At 71.8% G+C, this 19,278-nt stretch carries 17 protein-coding genes; 2 read left to right on the top strand and 15 right to left on the bottom strand.

The features are described 5' to 3' along the window. Nucleotides 1-79 precede the first annotated feature (79 nt). Nucleotides 80-817, bottom strand: coding sequence for an endonuclease domain-containing protein (locus ACFWA9_RS04735; protein ID WP_380383112.1), 738 nt, complete (start codon nt 815-817; stop codon nt 80-82). Nucleotides 818-1,072: 255 nt separating this feature from the next. Here ACFWA9_RS04735 and ACFWA9_RS04740 point away from each other — a divergent pair, with 255 nt between their 5' ends. After that, nucleotides 1,073-1,471: a hypothetical protein gene (locus tag ACFWA9_RS04740; protein ID WP_380383114.1), complete on the top strand. Its 399-nt coding sequence runs from the start codon at nt 1,073-1,075 to the stop codon at nt 1,469-1,471. Nucleotides 1,472-1,500: 29 nt separating this feature from the next. Here the strand turns inward: ACFWA9_RS04740 and ACFWA9_RS04745 are convergent, their stop codons facing one another. From ACFWA9_RS04745 to tap, 7 genes are all read right to left on the bottom strand, one after another. Further along, nucleotides 1,501-1,719, bottom strand: coding sequence for a hypothetical protein (locus ACFWA9_RS04745; protein ID WP_380383116.1), 219 nt, complete (start codon nt 1,717-1,719; stop codon nt 1,501-1,503). Nucleotides 1,720-1,781: 62 nt separating this feature from the next. Next, nucleotides 1,782-2,180: a hypothetical protein gene (locus tag ACFWA9_RS04750; protein WP_380383118.1), complete on the bottom strand. Its 399-nt coding sequence runs from the start codon at nt 2,178-2,180 to the stop codon at nt 1,782-1,784. Nucleotides 2,181-2,326: 146 nt separating this feature from the next. Further along, nucleotides 2,327-2,662 (bottom strand): hypothetical protein, encoded by a 336-nt coding sequence (locus ACFWA9_RS04755; protein ID WP_380383120.1) that lies wholly within the window; start codon nt 2,660-2,662, stop codon nt 2,327-2,329. A 288-nt stretch (nt 2,663-2,950) separates the two neighbouring features. Further along, entirely contained in the window at nt 2,951-3,277 is a 327-nt protein-coding gene (locus ACFWA9_RS04760; protein WP_380383122.1) for a hypothetical protein, read from the bottom strand. A 668-nt stretch (nt 3,278-3,945) separates the two neighbouring features. After that, nucleotides 3,946-4,491 carry a telomere-protecting terminal protein Tpg gene (gene tpg / locus ACFWA9_RS04765; RefSeq protein WP_380383124.1) on the bottom strand — a complete coding sequence of 182 codons (546 nt, stop codon included), beginning with the start codon at nt 4,489-4,491 and terminating at the stop codon, nt 3,946-3,948. A gap of 69 nt (nt 4,492-4,560) precedes the next feature. Beyond that, complete coding sequence (locus ACFWA9_RS04770; RefSeq protein ID WP_380383126.1) at nt 4,561-4,929, bottom strand: hypothetical protein; 369 nt, start codon at nt 4,927-4,929, stop codon at nt 4,561-4,563. Nucleotides 4,930-5,054: 125 nt separating this feature from the next. Next, nucleotides 5,055-7,532 carry a telomere-associated protein Tap gene (gene tap / locus ACFWA9_RS04775; protein ID WP_380383128.1) on the bottom strand — a complete coding sequence of 826 codons (2,478 nt, stop codon included), beginning with the start codon at nt 7,530-7,532 and terminating at the stop codon, nt 5,055-5,057. Nucleotides 7,533-7,794: 262 nt separating this feature from the next. Here tap and ACFWA9_RS04780 point away from each other — a divergent pair, with 262 nt between their 5' ends. Next, complete coding sequence (locus tag ACFWA9_RS04780) at nt 7,795-8,523, top strand: hypothetical protein (RefSeq protein WP_380383130.1); 729 nt, start codon at nt 7,795-7,797, stop codon at nt 8,521-8,523. A gap of 384 nt (nt 8,524-8,907) precedes the next feature. On the opposite strand, the gene ACFWA9_RS04785 is transcribed toward ACFWA9_RS04780, so the two are convergent. The 7 genes from ACFWA9_RS04785 to ACFWA9_RS04815 all read right to left on the bottom strand — a co-directional run bounded on the left by ACFWA9_RS04785 (nt 8,908) and on the right by ACFWA9_RS04815 (nt 19,005). Then, nucleotides 8,908-9,927 (bottom strand): hypothetical protein, encoded by a 1,020-nt coding sequence (locus ACFWA9_RS04785; RefSeq protein WP_380383131.1) that lies wholly within the window; start codon nt 9,925-9,927, stop codon nt 8,908-8,910. Between the two features lie 409 nt (nt 9,928-10,336). Beyond that, the gene (locus tag ACFWA9_RS04790; RefSeq protein WP_380383133.1) at nt 10,337-10,552 is read right to left on the bottom strand and encodes a hypothetical protein; all 216 of its coding nucleotides are present in this window, start codon (nt 10,550-10,552) and stop codon (nt 10,337-10,339) included. Nucleotides 10,553-11,809: 1,257 nt separating this feature from the next. Continuing rightward, nucleotides 11,810-12,184 carry a DUF6009 family protein gene (locus ACFWA9_RS04795; protein ID WP_380383135.1) on the bottom strand — a complete coding sequence of 125 codons (375 nt, stop codon included), beginning with the start codon at nt 12,182-12,184 and terminating at the stop codon, nt 11,810-11,812. A 198-nt stretch (nt 12,185-12,382) separates the two neighbouring features. Continuing rightward, nucleotides 12,383-13,945, bottom strand: a complete 1,563-nt coding sequence (locus tag ACFWA9_RS04800) for a phage/plasmid primase, P4 family (RefSeq protein WP_380383137.1) — start codon at nt 13,943-13,945, stop codon at nt 12,383-12,385. After that, a complete protein-coding gene (locus ACFWA9_RS04805) occupies nt 13,942-15,003 on the bottom strand; it encodes a bifunctional DNA primase/polymerase (RefSeq protein ID WP_380383139.1) in 1,062 nt (353 codons plus the stop codon). The genes ACFWA9_RS04800 and ACFWA9_RS04805 overlap by 4 nt, the downstream gene beginning before the upstream one ends. 879 nt (nt 15,004-15,882) lie before the next feature. Further along, nucleotides 15,883-18,717, bottom strand: a complete 2,835-nt coding sequence (locus tag ACFWA9_RS04810) for a tetratricopeptide repeat protein (protein ID WP_380383141.1) — start codon at nt 18,715-18,717, stop codon at nt 15,883-15,885. Nucleotides 18,718-18,828: 111 nt separating this feature from the next. Then, nucleotides 18,829-19,005, bottom strand: a complete 177-nt coding sequence (locus tag ACFWA9_RS04815; RefSeq protein WP_380383143.1) for a hypothetical protein — start codon at nt 19,003-19,005, stop codon at nt 18,829-18,831. Nucleotides 19,006-19,278 lie beyond the last annotated feature (273 nt).

Below are 19,278 nucleotides of genomic sequence, written 5' to 3' on the forward strand. Positions count from 1 at the left end.
GTTGCGGCAACGGAACCCGGGCGCTGCACCCGCAAACGTAGCCACCCGCCCCGAGGACGTCGCGGCTCTCCGGCACGACCTAGCCCCGACGATCCAGGTAGGCCGCTGCGGCTCTGAGGCGAGCCGGATCGTCGTCGAACATGCCTAGGGCTAGATTGCAGCGGTGGCACAGGACACCTCTGACGCACGCTCCACAGCTCTTCTTGCCCGGGCAGCAGGCGTGGTCGTGGTCGATGTGGGTGGTCTTGGTGCTCTCCAGTGCCAGCTTGCAGATCGCGCAGCCGCCTCCCTGTGCCTCGACCAGTGCGTCGAGCTGCGCGGGCGTGATGCCGTAGCGCTCGTTGAGGGCGTGCTCGCGTCGCTTCCAGGGGTGGGCTTCTCGCCAGAGCCGGGCGCGTTCGACGTTGGCGGCGCGGACGGCGGGGTCGGCCTGCCGTCGTTCGTACCGGCGCCGGTCTGCTTCCTGGACTGCGGGGTCCGCGCGGCGCGCCTGCTGGTAGGCGAGGGTCTTCTCCCGGTTGGCCTGGTAGTAGGCGCGCTGCTTCTCGGGGTCCCGCTTGGTGGCGCTCTCCGTGTTCCGGCACTCCTTGCAGATGGCGGTGCGTCCGTACTTGCCGCGGGGCGCTGCGTGGAAGTCCACGAGCTGCTTGAGGACGGCGCACCGGTTGCAGCGTTTCGCCAGAGGAACCGGGCCGCTGACGGACAGAGGCTTCCGCATGCATGCCTTGCACTCGGACCGGTAGGTGCCGGCGGCCTTGTCGCGGAAGGGGAAGTCCTCCAGCGGCTTGGTGGCTCTGCAGTTGGCGCACGTCTTCATGGTGTTGATCTCCACTGGTCCCCGGGGTGCGGTCACAGTGTGATCGGGGGTACTGACATCGTCGAACTCACTGGCCCCGAGGACGTCCTCGGGAGAGGGGGTGCCGCTCCCCGGCACGAGGGCCGGCCAGAGCCGTGACCGTCCTGGACCGGGAGCGGTTCACCGGCCATGACGACCCCCTCCTTTTCCCTCCCCCTGTCCCCACGACCCGTCTCGCAGCGCGTCGACCACTTTGCCCGGTTCGAGCCGGAGCCGGTGAGCGACGCCGTACTCGAGGCCGTCGCCGGCGCGGCCACCGTCGGCGAGCGGACCGCCGTCTGGGTCGAGACGCTCGCGGCCCGCCAGGATGACCAGCGCCACCGGCGGGTGCTCGAGCTGTTCGCCGAAGCGGTGCGGCAGGTGCTGGGCCGCGAGATCATCCCGAACGGCGAGGGCGAGGTCGGCGAGGAACTGCGCTACCGCCTGGACGCGCACGTGGTGCTCGGCGCCCCCGGCACGGGGTGCGCCCCGGAGCTGTCCACCGCCGAGCAGCTCGCCCTGGCCGTCGCCGGCGCCGCCGTCAGCGCACCGGCAACCATCCTGGGGGATATCGAGCTCGACCTGCCCGCACTGTGTTCCGTCATCGAGAGCGCCCTGGTCCTCGCCGAGGCGTAGCGGGCCGGGTCCCGCAGGCCGCGGCGTGCTCAGCCGTCGGAGCCGTCAGCCGGTCCGGCGAGGGCGCCTGGCCCCAGTCGGCGGCGCCCGCCCGGCGCGGCCTCGGACACGGCAATGTCGTCGAGGGCCGGCTCCAGGAACGGGGCCCGCTCGACAGCGAGCAGCCAGGCCCGCCCGTCGACAGGGGCGGGCGAGTCGGTGGCGGGCTCGGAGAACGGGCGGTACAGCGGGCAGCGGTCGGAAATCATGATCACAGTCTGGCAGCGCGGGCAGCCCGCCGGGCACAGTCCGGCAGGCCGGGCCCGGCCGGCTACGGCGGGGCCGCTCCACCGTCCGGTCGGGCCGGGTGCAGCCAGCGGACCGGGACGGTCATCGGGGTGGCGGTCATCAGCTCGACCGGGGTGCCGGTCAGGTCGGTCAGGGTGCCGGTGACGACGTAGCCGACGCCGGGCGGCAGGCCGAGCTCGACGGCCTGGTCGTCGGTGAGCTTCACCCGGACCCCGCAGTGCGGGGCGACCAGGACGCCAGCGACCATGTGCTCACCGTCCGGCTCGGGCAGGTCGGTCACGGTCAGCTCGAAGGCCTCGCCGGCGCGCAGCAGGCGTCGCCAGTGCAGCAGGACCGCCTCCGGGTCGGTGGTGTCCGGCGGGAACCGCTCGTACGGGAGGCGGGCCGGTACGCGCACCAGGTAGGTCTCTCCGACCCGCACCTGCGCCGCCCACGCCCTGACCGCCTCCTGGTCCGCTCACCTTTCATGGTGCGCCTGTCGGGACGTGAGCGTTGCGCGGCCTGACACCGTTCACCGCGGCGAGCCCGGCACCGCTTCGGGGCCGGGCTCACGACGCGTGCATCTGGTCAGACTGCTTCGGCCTCGCGGATGCGCTTGTGCACTGCGGTCAGGAATTTCGGGTACTGGCCGGCGGTGCGGGCATCGTCGAAGGCCTGGTGCTCGCCCGCTCTCTTCCACGCGGCGCCGGCCTCCTCCCGTAGCCGCCACAGCCGCTCGGTGAGCTCCGTCGGCCAGAACGAGGCGGCGGGCCCGTCCTGCAGGCCACCCGCCGGCGGATCAGCCGGCCAGCACAGACGCTCCAGCCACTGTTCTGGAGCGGGGAACTTCGCACGGGCCTCGGCCGCGATCTCGGCGGAAAACTCCTCGACCGCACGCTGCGCGGCCCGGGCCGCCACCACCACGACGCAAGGAAGCGCAGACGCGACCGGGCCCGGGAGCCGGGGGAGCGCTCCCGGGCCCGGCCGGCGGGAGGCGAGCCGCACCCGGGTCATGACGCGGCTGCTCTGCCCAGCGGCCCGGTGGAAACGGTGGTGGGACTGCCGTGCCGGGAACACCAAACCCGGTGCCCAACGAGCCGCTAGGGCTGTGCCCAGGTATTTGGTACGCCGCGGCTTCCTCTCCCTCGGCCATCGGTGGCCCACAGGGCGCCACTGCTGCCGGACCAGAACTAGTCTTCGCATCCGGCCTGGTCACAGGTGCGGGCCGATCAGCAGCACGGTCACCACGCCACCGTCGCGGCCGCCGTGGTCCTGGTCGTCGCCGTCGGCCGGGCCCCAGGTCCAGAACAGGCGCCAGGCGCCGGCGCCCTGGTCGACGTACGACGTCCACGCTCGGCAGCGCTCGTGTCCGGGCAGGGCCCGGTACGGGTGGGTGCGCAGGCCTGGGTGGCGGGGGTCGACGGCCAGGTGATCGAGGGCGCGGCGAATGCGGCGCAGCCGGGCGGGGTCGGCGCGGCGGCCCTGTTCCAGGCAGGCCAGGGTGCGGGTGGCGGCGTCGGTGAGGTGCAGCTTCGGCATAGGTCTCCCCTGGCATGCGAAAGGGCCCGACTCCCGGTATGGGAGGCGGGCCCCTGTTGGGTCCGGTGGCGCTGTTCGTCGGATGCGGTCCGGCCGGGCGGGAACTGTTCAGCGCGGAACGGTGTTCTGCGGCCGCGGTCAGCCGGTGCCAGCGGCTTCGGCGGCCTGGACGCAGGCGCTCGGGCCCTGTGTGCCAGTAGCGCAGCTGGCTGTCGCCGCTCTCACCGGGCGGCGGCAGGTCGGACAGCCACGCGCCGGTGATCGGTAGGTGGCAGTCCGCGCACTGCGGCAGGCCGGCCGAGGTCGTGCCGTGAGCCTGGTCGCAGCCGACGGCGGCGCAGACGAGGTCGGGGTGGGCGTTCTGGTGGCCGGTGAGCACGCAGGTATCGCAGTGGCCGGGCAGGCCAGCGGCGTGGCGCTCCGATGAGAGTGTGCCGGTGAAGCGGGGCGCAGACGAGGTCGGGGTGACCAGCCCGCCGTCCTTCCGGTAGGCCGGCAGCTGGAAGGGCTCACCGTCGTCGTCGAGCGGCTGGATGGGCTCGTTCTCCACCCTATTTCTCCGAATTCGCAGACTGCTGTTTATGCACCGTGTTTATGAGCCTCCCCCGGGTGCTATTTCTGGTGGTCCGGGGCAGGTATTTTGGCGACACCAGAGGTGCGGGGAGGGGTCAAAGCCCTTCCAGGTCCATCCAGGACACGTCGTTGAGTTCGACGTCGAGGCCGCGGGCGCGGTGGCCGCCGTCCTTGAAGTAGTGCTCGCGCAGGCCCTCGGCGAGGATCCGCTCCTGCTCGGCCTGGCCGGCTCCGGCGTCGCGGGCCTCGTAGAGGCGGCGGGCGACCTCGCCGGGCATCTTCTGGGTGATGGTGCGGGGGCGGGGGTCGTCGGTGGAGCCGGCCGCCGAGCTGTAGCCGAACGTGCCGGAGATGTGGAGCATGAAGCCATTGGTCTCGGCGGCGTTGCGCACGCGCTGCTTGACCTTGGGCTGCCACTTCGCGCGGACCCGCTCCTCGACCTTCTTCGCGGCGGCGGGCTTCGGGGCGGCCTGGCCCTTGAGCCAGCGCTGCACGGTGCGCTGGGATACGCCCAGCTCCTGGGCGAGCTGCTTGGTGGAGCCCTTGGCGCCCTTGAGCAGGAACCGCATCCGGGCGCTCACGGACTGCGGGATCGGGCGGGTGCGCTCGGCGCGCTCCAGGCCCTCGTCGATCTCGCTCAACGTAGGTCTCCTTCCGTGGTGGTGGCGGTGGTGGGGGCCGCCCGGCGGCCGGCGCCGGGCGGCCGGGGTTCAGCGGGTCCAGCCGATGAGGGTGAGGCGGTGGCCGCGGTCTTCGAGGTCGCGGCGGGAGACGGCTTCCTCGCGGGCGTGGACCAGCGGCAGCGCCAGGTCGCCGCCGTCGCTGGTCGGGACGTCGTTCCACACGCCGCCCTGGTCGTCCAGCCACAGGGCGGTGTGGTCCTCGCTCGGCGCGGCGGGCGGCGCCACGATGCCTGCCGCCTGCGCGGCGCGCAGCCAGGTGTCGGCCTGCTCGGTCAGCTCGGCCCGGATCTCCGGCTTCAGCCGCGCCCAGGCGACGGAGTCCGGCCGGGTGTGGTTCCAGTAGGCGGCGGCGAGCCGCTCCGCGCGCGGGTCGTGCTCCGTGTGCTCGTGCTCCATGAGTTCCTCCCCTGTGTTCCGGGCCGCCGGTCCTGGCGGCCCGCTGCTGATGGGTCGTGCGGTGCGTACCCCGGCCGGGCCCGCGTGGTGCGGGTCCGGCCGGGGCACCTGCGGCCGGGGTGCGGCTACTCGTCGGCGGACACCTGGCCGCCGGTCTTGATGTGGCGGGCCGGGTTCGCGTCGTCGGCGAGCAGCTCGGCGATCTCGGTCATCGGCCGGGAGCCTTCGAACTTCACCAGGCCGGGGCTGACGCCGAGGCGTAGCGAGGTGGTGAGGGTGCCGTCGGGCTTGGTGAGGACGTCGAGTGCGCCGGGGCCGGGTGAGGCGAAGACGGCGCAGTCGGAGAGGATCGCGAAGCAGTGGAGGCCGGTGTCGCCGGCCATGCGGCGGAGCTTGCGGTGGAGGTTGACGGTGGCGGTGTCGATGACCAGGGCGCGCATCAGCGGGTCCCAGGTCGGGCGGTCGAGTGCGGCCCAGCGCTCGCCGGGCTTGTAGCCGTGACCGCGGGGGCGCTCGCGCATCTTGCCGATGGCCCCCTTCGCGGTCTGCTTGATCGCGGTCAGCACCGCCAGCTCCGCCGGGTCACCGGCCTTCAGTCCCGCCATGGCGTCCAGGAACGCGAGCGGGTCGGCGTTGAGCGGGACGCCGAGGGCGGCCATCGTCTCCAGGTACGCGGCGCGCAGGTGCTTGTGCCAGGGGTCCAGATAGGGGCCGCTCTCGTGGCGCAGCCAGCCCTCGGTGGGCTGCACCTTGGCGCCGAGCTCGATGGCGTAGGCGACCTTGGCCGTCGAGTACCAGGCCGGCCCGGTCGGCCGGGAGCCGTCGGGGGTGAACGGCGACGGGAGGAGCGGGTTGGTGTCGACACCGGACAGGTCAACCAGCCAGGAGCCCGGGATCTTCGGGTCGAACACCGGGTTCAGCTCGTGGACCGGCCCGGACAGCGGCAGCACCAGACGACCCGCGGCGGCGAGGAACGCCATGTTGACGTCCAGGCCGACCGCGAACGGCGCCGCGGCTTCCTGCTCGGTGAGCGGGCGGTGCCAGTCCCAGGCCTCGGTGACCAGCTCGCCGCCTACCTCGCGGTCCTCGGCGAGCGGGTGGATGTCTGGGACCTCCGGCGGCGCCGGGTCGAAGGCGTCCTTCGGCCGGGAGCCCTCCACGGGGCCGGAGGTCCAGCCCGTGTCGGTGCGCACCGCGCGGGTCGGCGGGCGCAGCGCGGTGACGAGCTCCAGGCCGGAGACGGCGGTGGAGCCGCGCGGGGTGAGGACGCGGGTGGCGTAGGTGCCGAGCAGGCGGGCCAGGCCGGGGGCGTCGAGGCTGTCCGGGACGGCGGACCAGTCGCGGGTGGGCAGTGCCCCCCATGCGGGGATGCACAGCTGCACGCACTGGCGTTTGCCGTCCTGGGGGGTGCGGTAGATCCGCGCCCACGGCCCGAGGCCGCGCTGGGTGAGCTGCCAGCCGGCCTTCTCCAGTGCCTTGACCGTCTTGTGGGTCTTCGGCAGCTGTCCGAGCCGGGGGACGAACTCCTTCTTCTCGTCCCGCCCGAGCGGGGGCAGGCCGAGCTCGGCGAGGGCGGCGTCGGTGAGGACGACCAGGGCGTCGCCGTCCTTGCCGTGCCGGTGCAGCCGCGGCGAGCCGAACTTCTGCTCCAGCGCCCACTCCACGACGGCAGCCAGGGTGTGCTTGGTCGGGACGGTGGCGGCCGCCGTGCCGTCGGCGAGGTAGGCCACCAGCGACCGACCGGACGGGACGACGTCCAGCACCGCCAGCGGCCCGGACGGGAAACGCGCGGCGGCGGCCTGCTCCCAATCAGCCGGCCCCTCGACGGCTGGCTTCTTCGCCGCCGCCTTCCGGGCCCGCGACGGCGCACCGACACCGGGACGGGACGAAGGCCCGCACCGAGCCGCAGCGGGCGCGGCGGCCGGGGCAGCCGGCTCGGCGGGCGCGGCCGCAGGGGCGGGCGTGACGCGCTCGCCGTCGACGACGGCCTGAACGAGCGCTGCCACCGCATCCGGAGCGGACCGGACGAGCTCGGCCACCCCGGTGTCGGCGGTGCACCAGCCGCCCATGTGCGTCGGACGGCCCTGCGCGCGGTACGGCGTCGGCCGCCCGCACCGCACACACGGCTCCGGCTGCCCGGCGACCAGGCCCCCGGCCGCGTCGCGGTCGAGCTCCACCACCTGGTCCCGCTGCTCGCCGCCGAACGCCGCCGGAACGGGAGAGGGCGCGGTCGGCGCCACGTCGACCGGGGCGGCCATCGAAGACGGCTCGGCCGCCGGGGCCGGCGCCTGGACGGCGGCGGGTGCGAGGCCCGCGGCCTGGGCCCGGCGCAGCCACTCGGTGGGCTCGACCGTGCCGTGGCGCAGCGCGAGCGCCGCCAGGAAGCGGATGTACACCTCGCGCTTGGGCGGGCGGGGCTCGGTCGTCCCGGCCTCCCAGCGCACGATCGACTCCCGGCGCGTCTTCAGCGCCTTCGCCAGCTCTTCCTGGGTGTACTCGCCCGCTGTGCGCAGCCGGGCCCGCTCGGCGGGCACCGGCAGGTCGTCCACCTGCTTCGGACGTTCCAGCAGAGCGTCGATCGACGCGAACAGGTCCTCACTCATGAACACACCTCCCCTTTCCACTCACAAGCATAGCGCGAAAGTCACTCTTGGATCGCACTCTTGGATCGCACATCACTCTTTTGAGGGATGCGCGCGGGCCAGGGGCTACAGCAACCGGGCGTCCCGCCTCAAATGATCTTGACCATTTGCCAAATGATTTTGGCGGGCCATGGGTTTCTGTCACTTGATCTTGATCGGTGGGGGCCCCGGGGCGTTCGCCGCGACGGCGACGTTGGTCGGTGGCATGACGTAGGGTCCGCGCATGATCATGCGTCCCACTGGTCAGGAAGACGGGCCATACAGTGTCGCCTTCCTCCCGCGGCAGCAGATGACCCTCAGGGCGGCCGAGCAGCCGATATCCGAACCGGTGGCCAAGCTCGGCGGTCAACCCGTGTGGCTGGACGGGCCCGCATGGCCGGTGGATCCGTCCACCGGCAGCCCGCTGGTGTTCATCGGTCAGTTCCCGGTCCCCGGAGACGCACGCCGCATGGCCTACCTCTTCGTCGACGAGGAAGACCGGATCATGGGAGGAACCAACCCGGAGGCTGGAGACGCGGTTCTGCTCGTGCAGCCCGGCGGCCGCATCCCGCCCTTCGCGGTCATCGGGCCACCGGGCACCCGGGGGCGGACGCTGTGGCGCTGGGGCCCGGACGAATCCGAAATCCCGGTCGAGTGGCATATCGACCTGCAGTCGGTAGCACCAGAGATCAACCGTTCGATCGACGACCAGGCAGCGTTCGAGCGGAGCCTGCGAGGCGAGGGACCGGCCGTCGAGGTGCCCGATGGAGAGGACCTCCACGACTACATGGGCGGCGCCGCCTGCTACCCCAACCTCTTCGCGCGAGTCGAGGCTCCGTGGCAGTTCCTCTTCAAGATCAGTGACGCACCCGATGACGAGGATCCGTACTTCCTCAACTTCGGATACGGCTACGGGTACGGCTTCGTCAGCCCCGACCACCGCGAAGGCCGCTTCTTCTGGGAGTGCTCATAGACACCCAGCCCCGCGAACCCATGGCACGTTGATCAGCCAGCCAACGCCCCACAACCCCACCAAGATCGTTTGACAATCGGTCAAGATCATCTGACACGGGACACCGGGCGGCGTTCTCCTTCGGCGCCGCACCCACCCCGCCGCCGGCCACCGCAGCTCTCCTCCTCCACCTCGCCGACCGCTGCCTCCAACTGGAGCCCGGCGCCTTCCGGGAGCGGCTGGCCGACCTCCTGGCGCACATCCCGGACCGCCGGCACCCCCGCTGGGGCAAGACCTGGAGGAACCAGCTGGCGACCTGCTCGACCATGGCCAGGGCCGAGGCCGGCGGCGTACGCCGACTTCCTGGCCCGATGACGACGGCGAGCAGGTCCGGGGCGATGAGCGTCAGCGGCGCAGGACGTTGACCTTCTCGGTGCCGAGGATCGGAGCGTCCGCGCAGCCGGCCGGGGTGACCAGGTACGGGCCCACCCAGCGGCGGGACTTGCCCTCGGGATGGTCCTTGTCGGGGTAGGTACGCCGGTGCGGCTTGACGAACCAGCGGTGCCGGTAGACCCGGCCGGCGGTCTCCTCGCTGCCGAAGTCGTCCCCGGGGGCGGGCCGGGCGGACTGGCGCAGCGTGATGTACCGCACCGTCGCGTCCAGACGTTCGGCGCCGGCACGGCGCAGGCGCTTGCGAGCGGCCGGGTCGGGCTGGATGTCCTCACTCTGCCACAAGTTGCGGCGTTCGTCGGCCGGCTGGCGGATCAGCAAGAGCGTTCCGAGCAGGGTCCTCAGCACGCGCAGCTGGTCCTCAGTGATGGTGCTGATCCCCGTGTCGCCCAGGCCGTACCGATCCTGGGCCGAGTTGCCGTTGCGGTCCAGGGACCACACTCGCTGGACCTGGTCCCAGTCGGTCTCGACGCCCAGCGGGATGACGGCGCCGAAGGCGACGGCCAAGTCTCCCGCGAGCGTGCTGGTGACCTGGTGGGCCCAGGTCGGATGAACCTGCCGACCTACCTCTTCCAGCGCCCGCCGGTACGGGCCGGCGTCGTCCAGGACCAGCACCCGCAGGGTCGTCGCGACCCGGGACCACAGCACCGCCCGGGGCCGGCCGAGGGTAGCCGTGTGCGCGCTCGGGTCGTCGGACCACAGCAGCAGGCCGATCGGATCCGGCAAGTCGTCCGCGTCGAACGCGCAGACCGGCAAGCCCTCGCCCACGGTGCGGGCCAGCCAGGTCATGTCGTCGTTGACGAAGTACAACTCCGCGCCGCGAACCGCCGACTGCACCAGGCGAGGGTCGGTGAACCCGTGCATCAGCACCGGCCCCGTGCCGCGATCGGCGCGCAGCACGTTCTCGTCCGCCCAGCGGACCAGGTCCTGTCGCAGCTCGGGAACGTCGCAGGCTCGTAGATGGGTCGTGGCCACGACTCAACGTAACGGGCCATCAGCGAGCCCGGCGCCGTACTCGGGCGGATGACCGCAACTGGCCGGGATCGACTGAACCTGATCGATCGACGAGGCTGGGTCCTTCGTCCTCAACGGCGTTGGGGTTCTCGTAGAGGGCGAGCTCGGCGTCGCCGCCGCAGTCGCCGAGGTTCGCGCCCGCCCCGACGTCCCGGCAGCCGAGCTGGAGGCCGGCCCCGTCCCGGACGGCATCACCGCCGAGGAGATCCTCGCCTGCCGCCGCTACGCGATCTCCGGGGACGTCCGGGCGATGGACGGCTGGTAGAACCCGCAGGTCAGCGGCGGGGCTTCTACTTTTGGGCCCTCATTTGAGGGCCGATTTTTGAACCCTCCGCAGGTCACAGAGCTGCGGTGCGGCGACCCGAAGCGGTCAGATCTGGCAGTCCGGGTCGGAGAAGGTCAGGCCGCCTGCGGCGAGCGGGCGGCGGGCCGGGGCGGGTACGGCCGCGGTCTCACCGGGCGGCTGGCGGAAGTCTGCGCCCTGCTCCACCGGCAGCAGCCGACGCTTACCGGACTGGGCAGACACGGGGGCGTCGACGGCGGGCTCGGAGAAGGCGGGCAGCGACAGGGCTCGACGGTCAGTCATGATCACAGTCTGGCAGCTCCGAGTCGCCAGGCGGGGCCGGTGCGCACGGTCCGATCCCTTCCCAGCGCATCACCGAAGCGCTCCAACCGTGCAAAACGGGGTGGGACGGTCCTGAGAGCGTCCCACCCCGTTCCCCGGGCGGCGGGGTCAGGCGGCCGGCTGGGGATCGGGGTCGCGGGTGCACAGGTGGGCGGCAGGCCGGGACGGCTCCGCGCTCCCGGCGCGGCTTGCCCGGCTTCATGTCCGGGTGTCAGCTGTACAGGCCCGCGCCGAGTTCGACGAGCTGCCAGCTCACGTGGGGGCAAGGTCGGCAGCCCCTTCTGGTACTCCCAGCTCTGGTCGTCGTGCCATGGCGCATCGACGACGAGTCGGCCGCTCGGTATGCGGATCGTCGTCAGCTCCTCGATGCCCGTCACGACCACCGGTGTGGTCGGGTCGTCGTACACCGTCCCCAGGTGAGCACCGGGTGTGAAAGCTGCCTCCAAGTACCAGGTGGCCTCAGGCCCGGCTGCCAGCCGCGGGTCCCCGACCCACTCCACGTCCCGCTCCCTCCTCGCCACCCGGCCGGGCGGTCAGCCGAAAGCTACACGGGCCCGCTGACATCGGCACTTCTTGCATCGTTGCGATTCGTGATCACTTCCCAAGACCAGTGCCATGAACCGGCTTTCGCAAATTGAGCCAGTCAAGCGCCGACCCTGATTAGCGGTGTGGTGGTGGAGGCGAAAGCGAGCTGTTCATCGAACGGTCGGCGGCTCCGCGCGTCGAGCGGGCGGCAGCGGCCGGGCAGGGCGCGGCGAGCCCGCACCGTGGGCAGGGAGGGGGTGGTGGTTCGCCACGACCTGCTCGCTGGTCACTTGGTGGCGGTGGTCGCGCTCGGCGCACCGGACGTCCCCGGCGAGCCGATCCAGTCCGGCTCGCCGGGACGTCCAGGTGTAGCGAGGTGTTGGGCTGCGAGGCCAGGCAGCGGAGGGACAGGTCCGTCGGGACGGGAGAGAACAGCTGCACAGGTCCTTCGGGGAGCTGCGGCAGTGCGGGCCCTGATCGTGCCAGGCACAGGACTCGCAGCCCGTGGATCAGAGGCTGCGGGAGATCCACGGCGGGGGTGGCCAGGCAGCGTGTGCGGTCTCGACGGAGGGCGATGCGGCCTCGACGGCCGCGCACTCGTCGCGTCCCCGGCGACGGTGCCTCGGGGGCTCCACTCGCCAGGTCCGCAGCACGGAGTGAAACAGCACCGTCGAGGGGGGGCAGGCTCGATGGTCAGGAGGTGGGGGCGCCTGCTCCGTGCTGTGAACGGCTGGTCTTGTGACCGACTCCGCGCGGGTGGACCGTCCGGGGGTCGACCGCCTCTCCGGGGGCGCCGGCGGCGTAGAGGCCGTCGGGGTCGAGGTCCCGGTCGTGGGGCAGGAGGAAGAAGACGCGGCGGCGGTAGAGGCCGCTGTCAGGGTCGGCCTCGGCGGCGTCATCGAGTTCCGCGTAGCCGACCATCCGCCCGTACCGGGCCCAGCGGGGCTTGTTGCGGCGGCGGCTGGTCTTGTCGATGGTCTGACGGACGTAGTCGAGGGGGTCGAGGGCTTCGAGCCATACGACGCTGGCCTCGTGGGAGAGATCGCCCTCTGCCAGTAGCGAACTCATGACCCGTGTCTCTCCTTCGATGTGTGCGTGCCAGGGGGCGTGGTCGTGGGGCGGCCCTTGTGTGCATGGTAGAGCGGTGGGGTGGCACTTCGGCAGTGCGCGCCCGGCGTTGTGGATCTCGATGCGGGTGGCGGGCTTGGTGGTGACGGCTGTGCGGGTACCGATCGCGTCGGAGGTGCCGGCTGGCCGGGTCCGGGTCTACTCGGCAAGGAGACCGATCCCTGGGTAGAACTTGCGACCGTTGCTCTTGATCATATCGGCGGGTGAAGCGAGTCCGAGTTCGAGGCGGACGCGGGTGGCGAAGGCGCGGGCGGTGGCGGGGCGCAGGCCTTCCTCGGTGTGGCACCAGGCCGCGTAGGCGGTGTAGAGCTGGCCCTGTTCGACGCGCAGGTCGGCGGGTTCGGGGGCGTCGCGGGTGCAGCGTTCGGTGAGGAAGCGTCCCATGTGGTCCTCGGTGACGGCGTAGGCGTCGGTGGCGACGCGGACGCGGTTGGGGCCGATGAGGGGGTCGGGGAGGCTGGCGCCCAGGTTTCGCTGGTCCTGGATGTGGCGGTAGCGGCGGGCGCCCTGGATGAGCCAGTGCAGGATGCCCGGGCCCTCGTCTCGGACGAGTTCGAGGGCGAGGTTGTCGATCTTGCGGGCGTCGGGGACGGTCCGTTCGAAGGGGATGAGGCGGATACGGCGCCAGAAGGCCATGCCGCCGGTGCTGACCTCGGGGCGGTGGTTGCCCAGGAGCCAGAGGTGGTGGGTGGGCGTGAAGGAGAAGAAGTCCTGCCGCATGCGGCGGGCCTTGAGCTTGTCGCCGCCGGTGAGGAGCTTGACGCGGGCCTCGTCGAAGCGGTCGCTCGGCTTGAGCTCGCTGCACACGACGATGCGTCGGCCGTGGAGTTCGGTGAGTTCGGTGGAGTGCTCGGCGAAGGCTCCGCGGTCCATGAGGAATCCCGGTGGGGCCGCGTCGGCGTAGTCTCCGAGGATCTGGATCATTGTGTCGAGCAGGACGCTCTTGCCGTTCTTGCCGAGCCCGTAGAGGAACGGCAGGACCTGGCCGCCGACATCGCCGGTGATGGAGTAGCCCAGCATGATGTGCAGGAAGTCGATCATCTGGCGGCCGTCGGCGTCGTCACCGAACGTGTCGGTGAGGAACCGCTCCCACCGGGGGGTGGGCATGTCGCACGGGCCGACGGTGGTGGCGCGGGAGTGGCTGCCGTTGGAGGGGTCCGGCTTGTGAAGCTCGCCGGTGCGCAGGTCGACGACGCCTTCCGGGGTGCAGAGGGCGTACGGGTCACCGTCGAGGTCGTCAGCGGCGAGTGAAAGGTCGGGTGATGCCTTGGCCTGCTCGAGCAGGGCCTTCATTCCGGCGGTGGACATGGTGCGCTTGCGGTGGAGGTAGATCTCGCGGTCGCTGGCGAAGCCGTCCGGGTCGCTGTCGGGCATCTGCTCGGCCATCTCGCCCGCGGCCCACAGCGCTGCCTTCTCCCCGCCCGCGCGCTTCCACCGGTACTGGTCCCACCGGTACCAGCCCAGGCCGTCGACGTGCCGGAACTCATCCCCGTGCAGGCGGATGAACAGCTTGGCGTTGCCACGGTCTGTGAGCATCATCGGGAGCTGCCCGTGGCCGTCCGTTCCCGGGCGCGCCGGCCCCGGCCGCTGGCTGCTCTTCTGCGCGGGAAGCGGGGCCGACGCGAGTTGCTCCTCGAACTCGATCATCTGCTGGGCCGCGGCGACCGGGTCGAAGCCGCTGGTGCTCTCGGCGGCACTCATGGGCGTCCTTTGAGGTGGAGCGGGCGGCGTGCGCCAGCCGCGAGGGCGTCGGCGATGATGTGGTCGTTCCGGGCGCGCTGGCCGGGTCTGGCCTCGTGCGCGGCGGCGTCCAGCAGGGAGAGGACGTCGTGCTCGCGCAGGTGCCCTGCCGCGACGAGGCCTCCTGCGGTGAACGCGGCCCGGTTGAGCTTCTCGGTGAAGCTGGCGCCCTGCTGCACCGCGGCGCAGGCCCGGACCTGGTCCAGGAGCGGGGCCAGGGTCCGGCCTGCGGCCGTGGGACTTCGGCGGTGCTTTGGAACGGGGAGCTCGGGCGCCGGCTCGGTGGCGGCCTGGTGGCCGGTGCGCTTCAGTTCTGCGGCGAGCCAGGTCGGCAGGGGCGCTGGCTGTCGGACATCGTCGACGGGCAGGTAGGTACCGTGCGGGGTGCGGGTGAGCGGCGCGACGATGTACCCGCCGTGGGCGCGGACGTCGTTCTGCCAGGCGAGGGCCACCTTGGTGCTGGAGCCGGTGGAGGAGCGGAACTCCTCGTTCGTGCGGTACCAGATGTGCAGGCCCCCGGAGGGCGTTCTCACTCGCAGGGTGGACGTGTCGGTGCAGGGGTTGGGCTGGCCCCGGTAGGCGGCGAGCAGTGCGAGCGTGTCGAACCCGGACGTGAGGCCGTTGAGGTCCACCTTGTCGTGGATGCGGATTCCCGGCAGGAGGCGGTCACGCGCGGGGACTTGATCGCTGTGCGCGTCGACATCGATGACGAGGAGGCCGGCAGGCCCGCAGGACACGCCGACACCGAAGCCATGGTCGGTGCCCCACCACGCGTCGAGGCGCTCGGAATCGGTGGTCGCCGCGTGGAAGCCGTGGCACCAGCGGCCGGCCGGAAGGCAGCTGCAAGCGTGCGGGTCATGTCGTTGGTCCCTGCAGTCCGCGCAGTTCGCGGCCGGCGTCTTGCGGCCGGCCGCGAGGGGGTGCACGGGCCAGCCCTGGGCGGCGCACCAGCGGGCGACGTCGTACGGGCGTACCTGTCCCGAGGTCAGCGGTGACCTGGTGTCGGCGGGGCGCGGCACGGTGGTGTCCTCGAGAGCGGTGTCGGCGGTCCGGTAGGGACCGAAGGGACTGGGTTTTCGATTTGTTCTCGGCGAGCCTAGCTGGGCGGGCGCTGTGGCCGGACCGCAGCCGGTTGTCCACTTTGCGAGTGACCGAAGGGACTGAACCTCGGAACTCTATCCCGGCAGGGGGGCGCGGGCGGGGATCTTCGCCGCTTGCTTCGGGATATCCAGAACTTGGTCCCTTCGGTCACTGACCGCGGCGCGTCCTGCGGGGTACGGGGGTGGGGGCGGCGAAGCGGTCACGCCTGGAGGCAGGGACGAGGGACTGAGGCGGCAATGGACCCTCGCGCTGGTCAGTCCCTGGACATCTTTGCAGGTCAGCGGCATTCGACTGCTGGATGCAGGGACTGGAGGGACCCAAATCCCGAGTTATGACGGGAACCGAGTATGGATCTTTTCGCGCGTACATGCACGCAAGACTCCCGCCCAGGTAGCTCATAACTGGGAAGTTTGGTCCCTTCAGTCCCTGCATCGGCCCTCACAACCCGTCTGACCTGGGAAAATACCAAGGGACTGAAAGACAGGGACTGTTCCGCCCCCAGGCCCTCGTCACCCCCCACGACCCCTCCGCCCCCTGAAGCCCCCCTTCCAGCCGGCCTCGCCGACAAGCTCCCCAGTCCCTGACCTCAGCAGCAGTCCCTGCCCAGCTGAGGTCCCGCCGCCCGCCCCCAGCCAGACAGTCCCTGTCCCTCCAAGCAGCGCCTCCGACGCGAGCCAGCTGCCGACCGTCGAAAGGATCCGCACATTCGGTCCCTTCGGTCACTCCCCCACCCGCTCCCTCGGCAAGGCGACACCGTGACCGACCAGTCCTCTGTCTGCTCTCTGGCCGACCAGCAGTCACTTCAGTCCCTGACGTGGCCCGCCCTGCCGGGCCCTCCCCTCTCCCCGACCAGGAGGAAGCTGCGATTGCAGACGCAGCGCATGCCCTGCCGAGGACTCACTACCCCCGTCGGCCGCTTCCAGGTACCACTCCAGGGCCTGCTCGGGCCTCCCGGCCTCCCGAAGAAGATCGGCCATCTCCCGCACAGCCCGCTGGTCGTAAGCCTTCACGCGCTGCCGAAGCCAGGCGATGGCCGCCTCCAGGCCCCGGTACTTCCACAGCAGCCACGCCGCCTCCCGGTGCGCATGCCGTTCCCCCACGCCGGCAGCCTGCGTGAACGCGGCGACGGCACTGTCCACCAGCTCCAGGTCGACGCCCTGCGCACTCGCGTCGCACTGGCCCCGCAAGATCAACCCGATCTGCATGAACGCCGTCCGGTCCCCCAGCTCGGCCGCCCGCCGGTACCACCGCAGCGCGTCGTCACCGCGATCGGTCATCCGATACAGCGCCGCCGCCCGCCGGATCGCCGCCAGGTCCGGCTTCGCCGCCGCCTGCAGGTAGATCGCCAGCGCTTCCTCCTGCCGTCCCTCCGTCGCCAGCAGGTCCGCCAGCGGCAGCACACTCAGGTCATCCCCCTTCAGGGCCGCCGCTCGGTACATGAAGACCGCCTCGTCGTCGCGCCCGAGCCCCTGCAGGCGCTCGGCGGCCTCCCGCCAGGCCTCCAGGTCCCCGGCCGACCCGGCGTCCGCGTAGAACCTCAGGGCCCTGGTGGTATCCCCCGACTCCCACAGCAGGTGCGCGGCCTCCCGCAACGCGATCGCGCTGCCCTCCGCGGACCGGGCCCGCAGCCACCCCACCGCCTCCTCGGTCCGGCCGTTGCGCCGCATGAGCGAGGCCACCGCCCGAAGCGCGTCCTCGGTGCCGCTGGCCACGGCCGCCCGCTGGTAGACCGCGATCGCCTCGTCGTCCCGGCCCTCGCGCAGGAGCCGTCGCGCGGCCGCGACCGCGGCGACGTCGTCCCCGGCCTCCGCGAGGGTCCGCAGCCAATCGACCGCCTCGTTCGGTGCGCCGCTCTGGCTCAGCAGCGTGGCCGCCGGTTCGAGGGCCTGTGTGTCACCCGCCTCGGCGGCCCGCTGGTACCAGGTGGCGGCCTCCTCCAGCCGCCCCGACTGCTGCAGGAGCGCCCCGCCCATCACCAGCGTGTCCGTGTCGCCCTGTTCGACGGCCGTGTGGAACGTCTGCACCTTCAGCAGCGGGTCGGTGTCGCGGCTCGTAGACAGGAACCGGGGCACCAGACCGCGGGCGTTGGCCTCCGCGAGGGCGAGCCGCGGATCCCGGCCGGCCGCCTCTGCCAGCAGGGCCAGCTCGGCCCCGGTGAACCGTTCGCGGACGTCGACCGCCGAGTCCCTGATCAGGGTGCGCACCGCAGCGTCAGCCTCCGGAGTGGACCCGCCCGACCGCGTCAGCACGCTCGCCTTGGCCGCGACGGTACCGACCACCAGCACCGGCGCCCGGCGCGGATCGTGCAGCGCCTCCAGGATCTCGGCGTGGACCGTGCCGGCGACATGGCACAGGGCACGGTCCAGATACTGGTCGATACGATCGAGCCACACCACCGTACGGGGCCCGGCCTGGGACAGCGCCTCGACCACCAGCTCGCCCTTCGACGGATCCGCGGGGAACCAGAGACGCCAGTTCCCGGGCAGCGCCTGCAGGGCCTCCCAGCAACTGCGCGTCTTACCGGCTGCCCGTTCCCCGCGGGCGACGACCATCGCGCTGTGGCCCTCGACGGCCCGGTGCACGACCGCGCCGATGACCTGGTCGTGCTGACGCCGGATGTACGGCACCAGGACCGGCAGCTCCTCATCCGAGTCCGGCAGCGCGAAGGTCTCCCGGACCCCCAGGACCAGCGGATCCGCCTCGCTCACCGCGTGCCCGTACGGCCGGACCGCGGCCGCGCGGATCCACAGCTCCCTCGCCTGCCCACAGGCCACCACCGGGTCCACCCCCGCCAGACCGGCGAGAGCCACCGCCACCGCCACCGCGTCCGCCTGCCCCCCGGGATGGGACGACCGCAGCAACCTGCGCACACCGTCCCGCTTGGGAGCCGAGTCGAGCGAGTCGTCCAGCCGGACAGCGGCGGTGATGTCCGCCAACGACGGCACCCCGGCCTCCACGTACAACGTGTTCAACCAGTCCTTGAAGTCCTTCACCGGCCCCGGCCGAACCCAGTCCTGAGGCGGCGCCAGCCGGGGCCGACGTGCTCCCCGACCGCTCTCGGCCGCCGCCTTCACCGGCGCCGCCGCTCGTCCGGCTGGCACCGCGGCGCCAGCCGGCAGCACACCACGACCCCGTGACCGCCGCCCGGCCGCGACACGCATCCACAACTCCTCCCAGATGCCGGCCTCGTACCTCCCGGCAGGAGAACCGTCGAAGCCCGAGATCACCCGCATGAACACGCAGAACACCTGCAACGTGGGCACCTCACCAGGCCGCAGCGCATCCCCCAACGTGCTCCGCGACAGAGTCAGCCCCATGGCCTTCGCCCGTTCCTCGACTTTACGCAGCGACGGGCCGCCGCTCAGCGCCCGCGCAGCGCGCATCACCTCCCTGAGGTGGTGTACCTCCCCCAGTGACTCGGGCTCACGCCAGCGAACGCCGGCCTGTCCGCGCCCCGCCACCGCGGTGGCCGGCGTCCCGCGCCAGAGCCGTTCCGCCTTCCGCAGCTCCGACGCGGTGCCACCGCACGCACGGACGAAGGCCTGCACGACGTGCAGCTGCGGACGTCGCCGGCCGGACGCAGCCCGGGAGAGCGTCGACACGGAGACACGCGGCGACGTCTCGGCGGACATCTGCGCGTACGTCCTCCCGCTCCGCGTGCACAGGGCCTGCAGGTACTCGGCTAGATGCCCGGCGACCGCCCCTTCAGCGACCGCCCTCTTGGGCCTCCCCATCGCTCTCACTCACCCGCGCCGGCGTCCCGTGGCGGCGGCTTTCACCAGGCGCCTCACCAACTCGGCAGCCGTCACCACGGCAGCGCTCGACAACGCGATGATCGTCTCGACCGAGAGGCCCATCGCCGCCAGCACGACGAACACGGCCAGCACCGCCACCGCCAGGACGACAACGGCAGCGGACACAGGACCGCCACCGCTCTCTGCCCGGCCGCGCCTACGCGGTACGCCCATCAGAATCCCTCCCACCAGTACTGCAGCCCTCACAACAGGTTGGACCCGGAGGGGAGTTGCAGCCCCCTACCGACCCGTACGGACAAGTCTTGAACACTCGCAACCCTTCGGACGAACCGCTGGACAGCCGTCTCCACCGGATCTTGAAACAACCCCGGCCAGGCGCCTGGAATCTCCGCAGATCACAGAGATCCGGTGCCGCACCGGCCGATGACGAAGGGCTGC

Origin of the sequence: Kitasatospora sp. NPDC059973 (assembly GCF_042737525.1) — a bacterium.
In the GTDB taxonomy this organism is placed as follows: domain Bacteria; phylum Actinomycetota; class Actinomycetes; order Streptomycetales; family Streptomycetaceae; genus Kitasatospora.

Coding starts and splice junctions, on each gene's coding strand:
- ACFWA9_RS04770 (WP_380383126.1), bottom strand. CDS start 4,929: ATGGAGCACGAGCACACGGAGCACGACCCGCGCGCGGAGCGGCTCGCC.
- ACFWA9_RS04810 (WP_380383141.1), bottom strand. CDS start 18,717: ATGTCCGCCGAGACGTCGCCGCGTGTCTCCGTGTCGACGCTCTCCCGG.
- ACFWA9_RS04795 (WP_380383135.1), bottom strand. CDS start 12,184: ATGAGTTCGCTACTGGCAGAGGGCGATCTCTCCCACGAGGCCAGCGTC.
- ACFWA9_RS04760 (WP_380383122.1), bottom strand. CDS start 3,277: ATGCCGAAGCTGCACCTCACCGACGCCGCCACCCGCACCCTGGCCTGC.
- tap (WP_380383128.1), bottom strand. CDS start 7,532: ATGAGTGAGGACCTGTTCGCGTCGATCGACGCTCTGCTGGAACGTCCG.
- ACFWA9_RS04800 (WP_380383137.1), bottom strand. CDS start 13,945: ATGAGTGCCGCCGAGAGCACCAGCGGCTTCGACCCGGTCGCCGCGGCC.
- ACFWA9_RS04780 (WP_380383130.1), top strand. CDS start 7,795: ATGATCATGCGTCCCACTGGTCAGGAAGACGGGCCATACAGTGTCGCC.
- ACFWA9_RS04745 (WP_380383116.1), bottom strand. CDS start 1,719: ATGATTTCCGACCGCTGCCCGCTGTACCGCCCGTTCTCCGAGCCCGCC.
- ACFWA9_RS04790 (WP_380383133.1), bottom strand. CDS start 10,552: ATGACTGACCGTCGAGCCCTGTCGCTGCCCGCCTTCTCCGAGCCCGCC.
- ACFWA9_RS04735 (WP_380383112.1), bottom strand. CDS start 817: ATGAAGACGTGCGCCAACTGCAGAGCCACCAAGCCGCTGGAGGACTTC.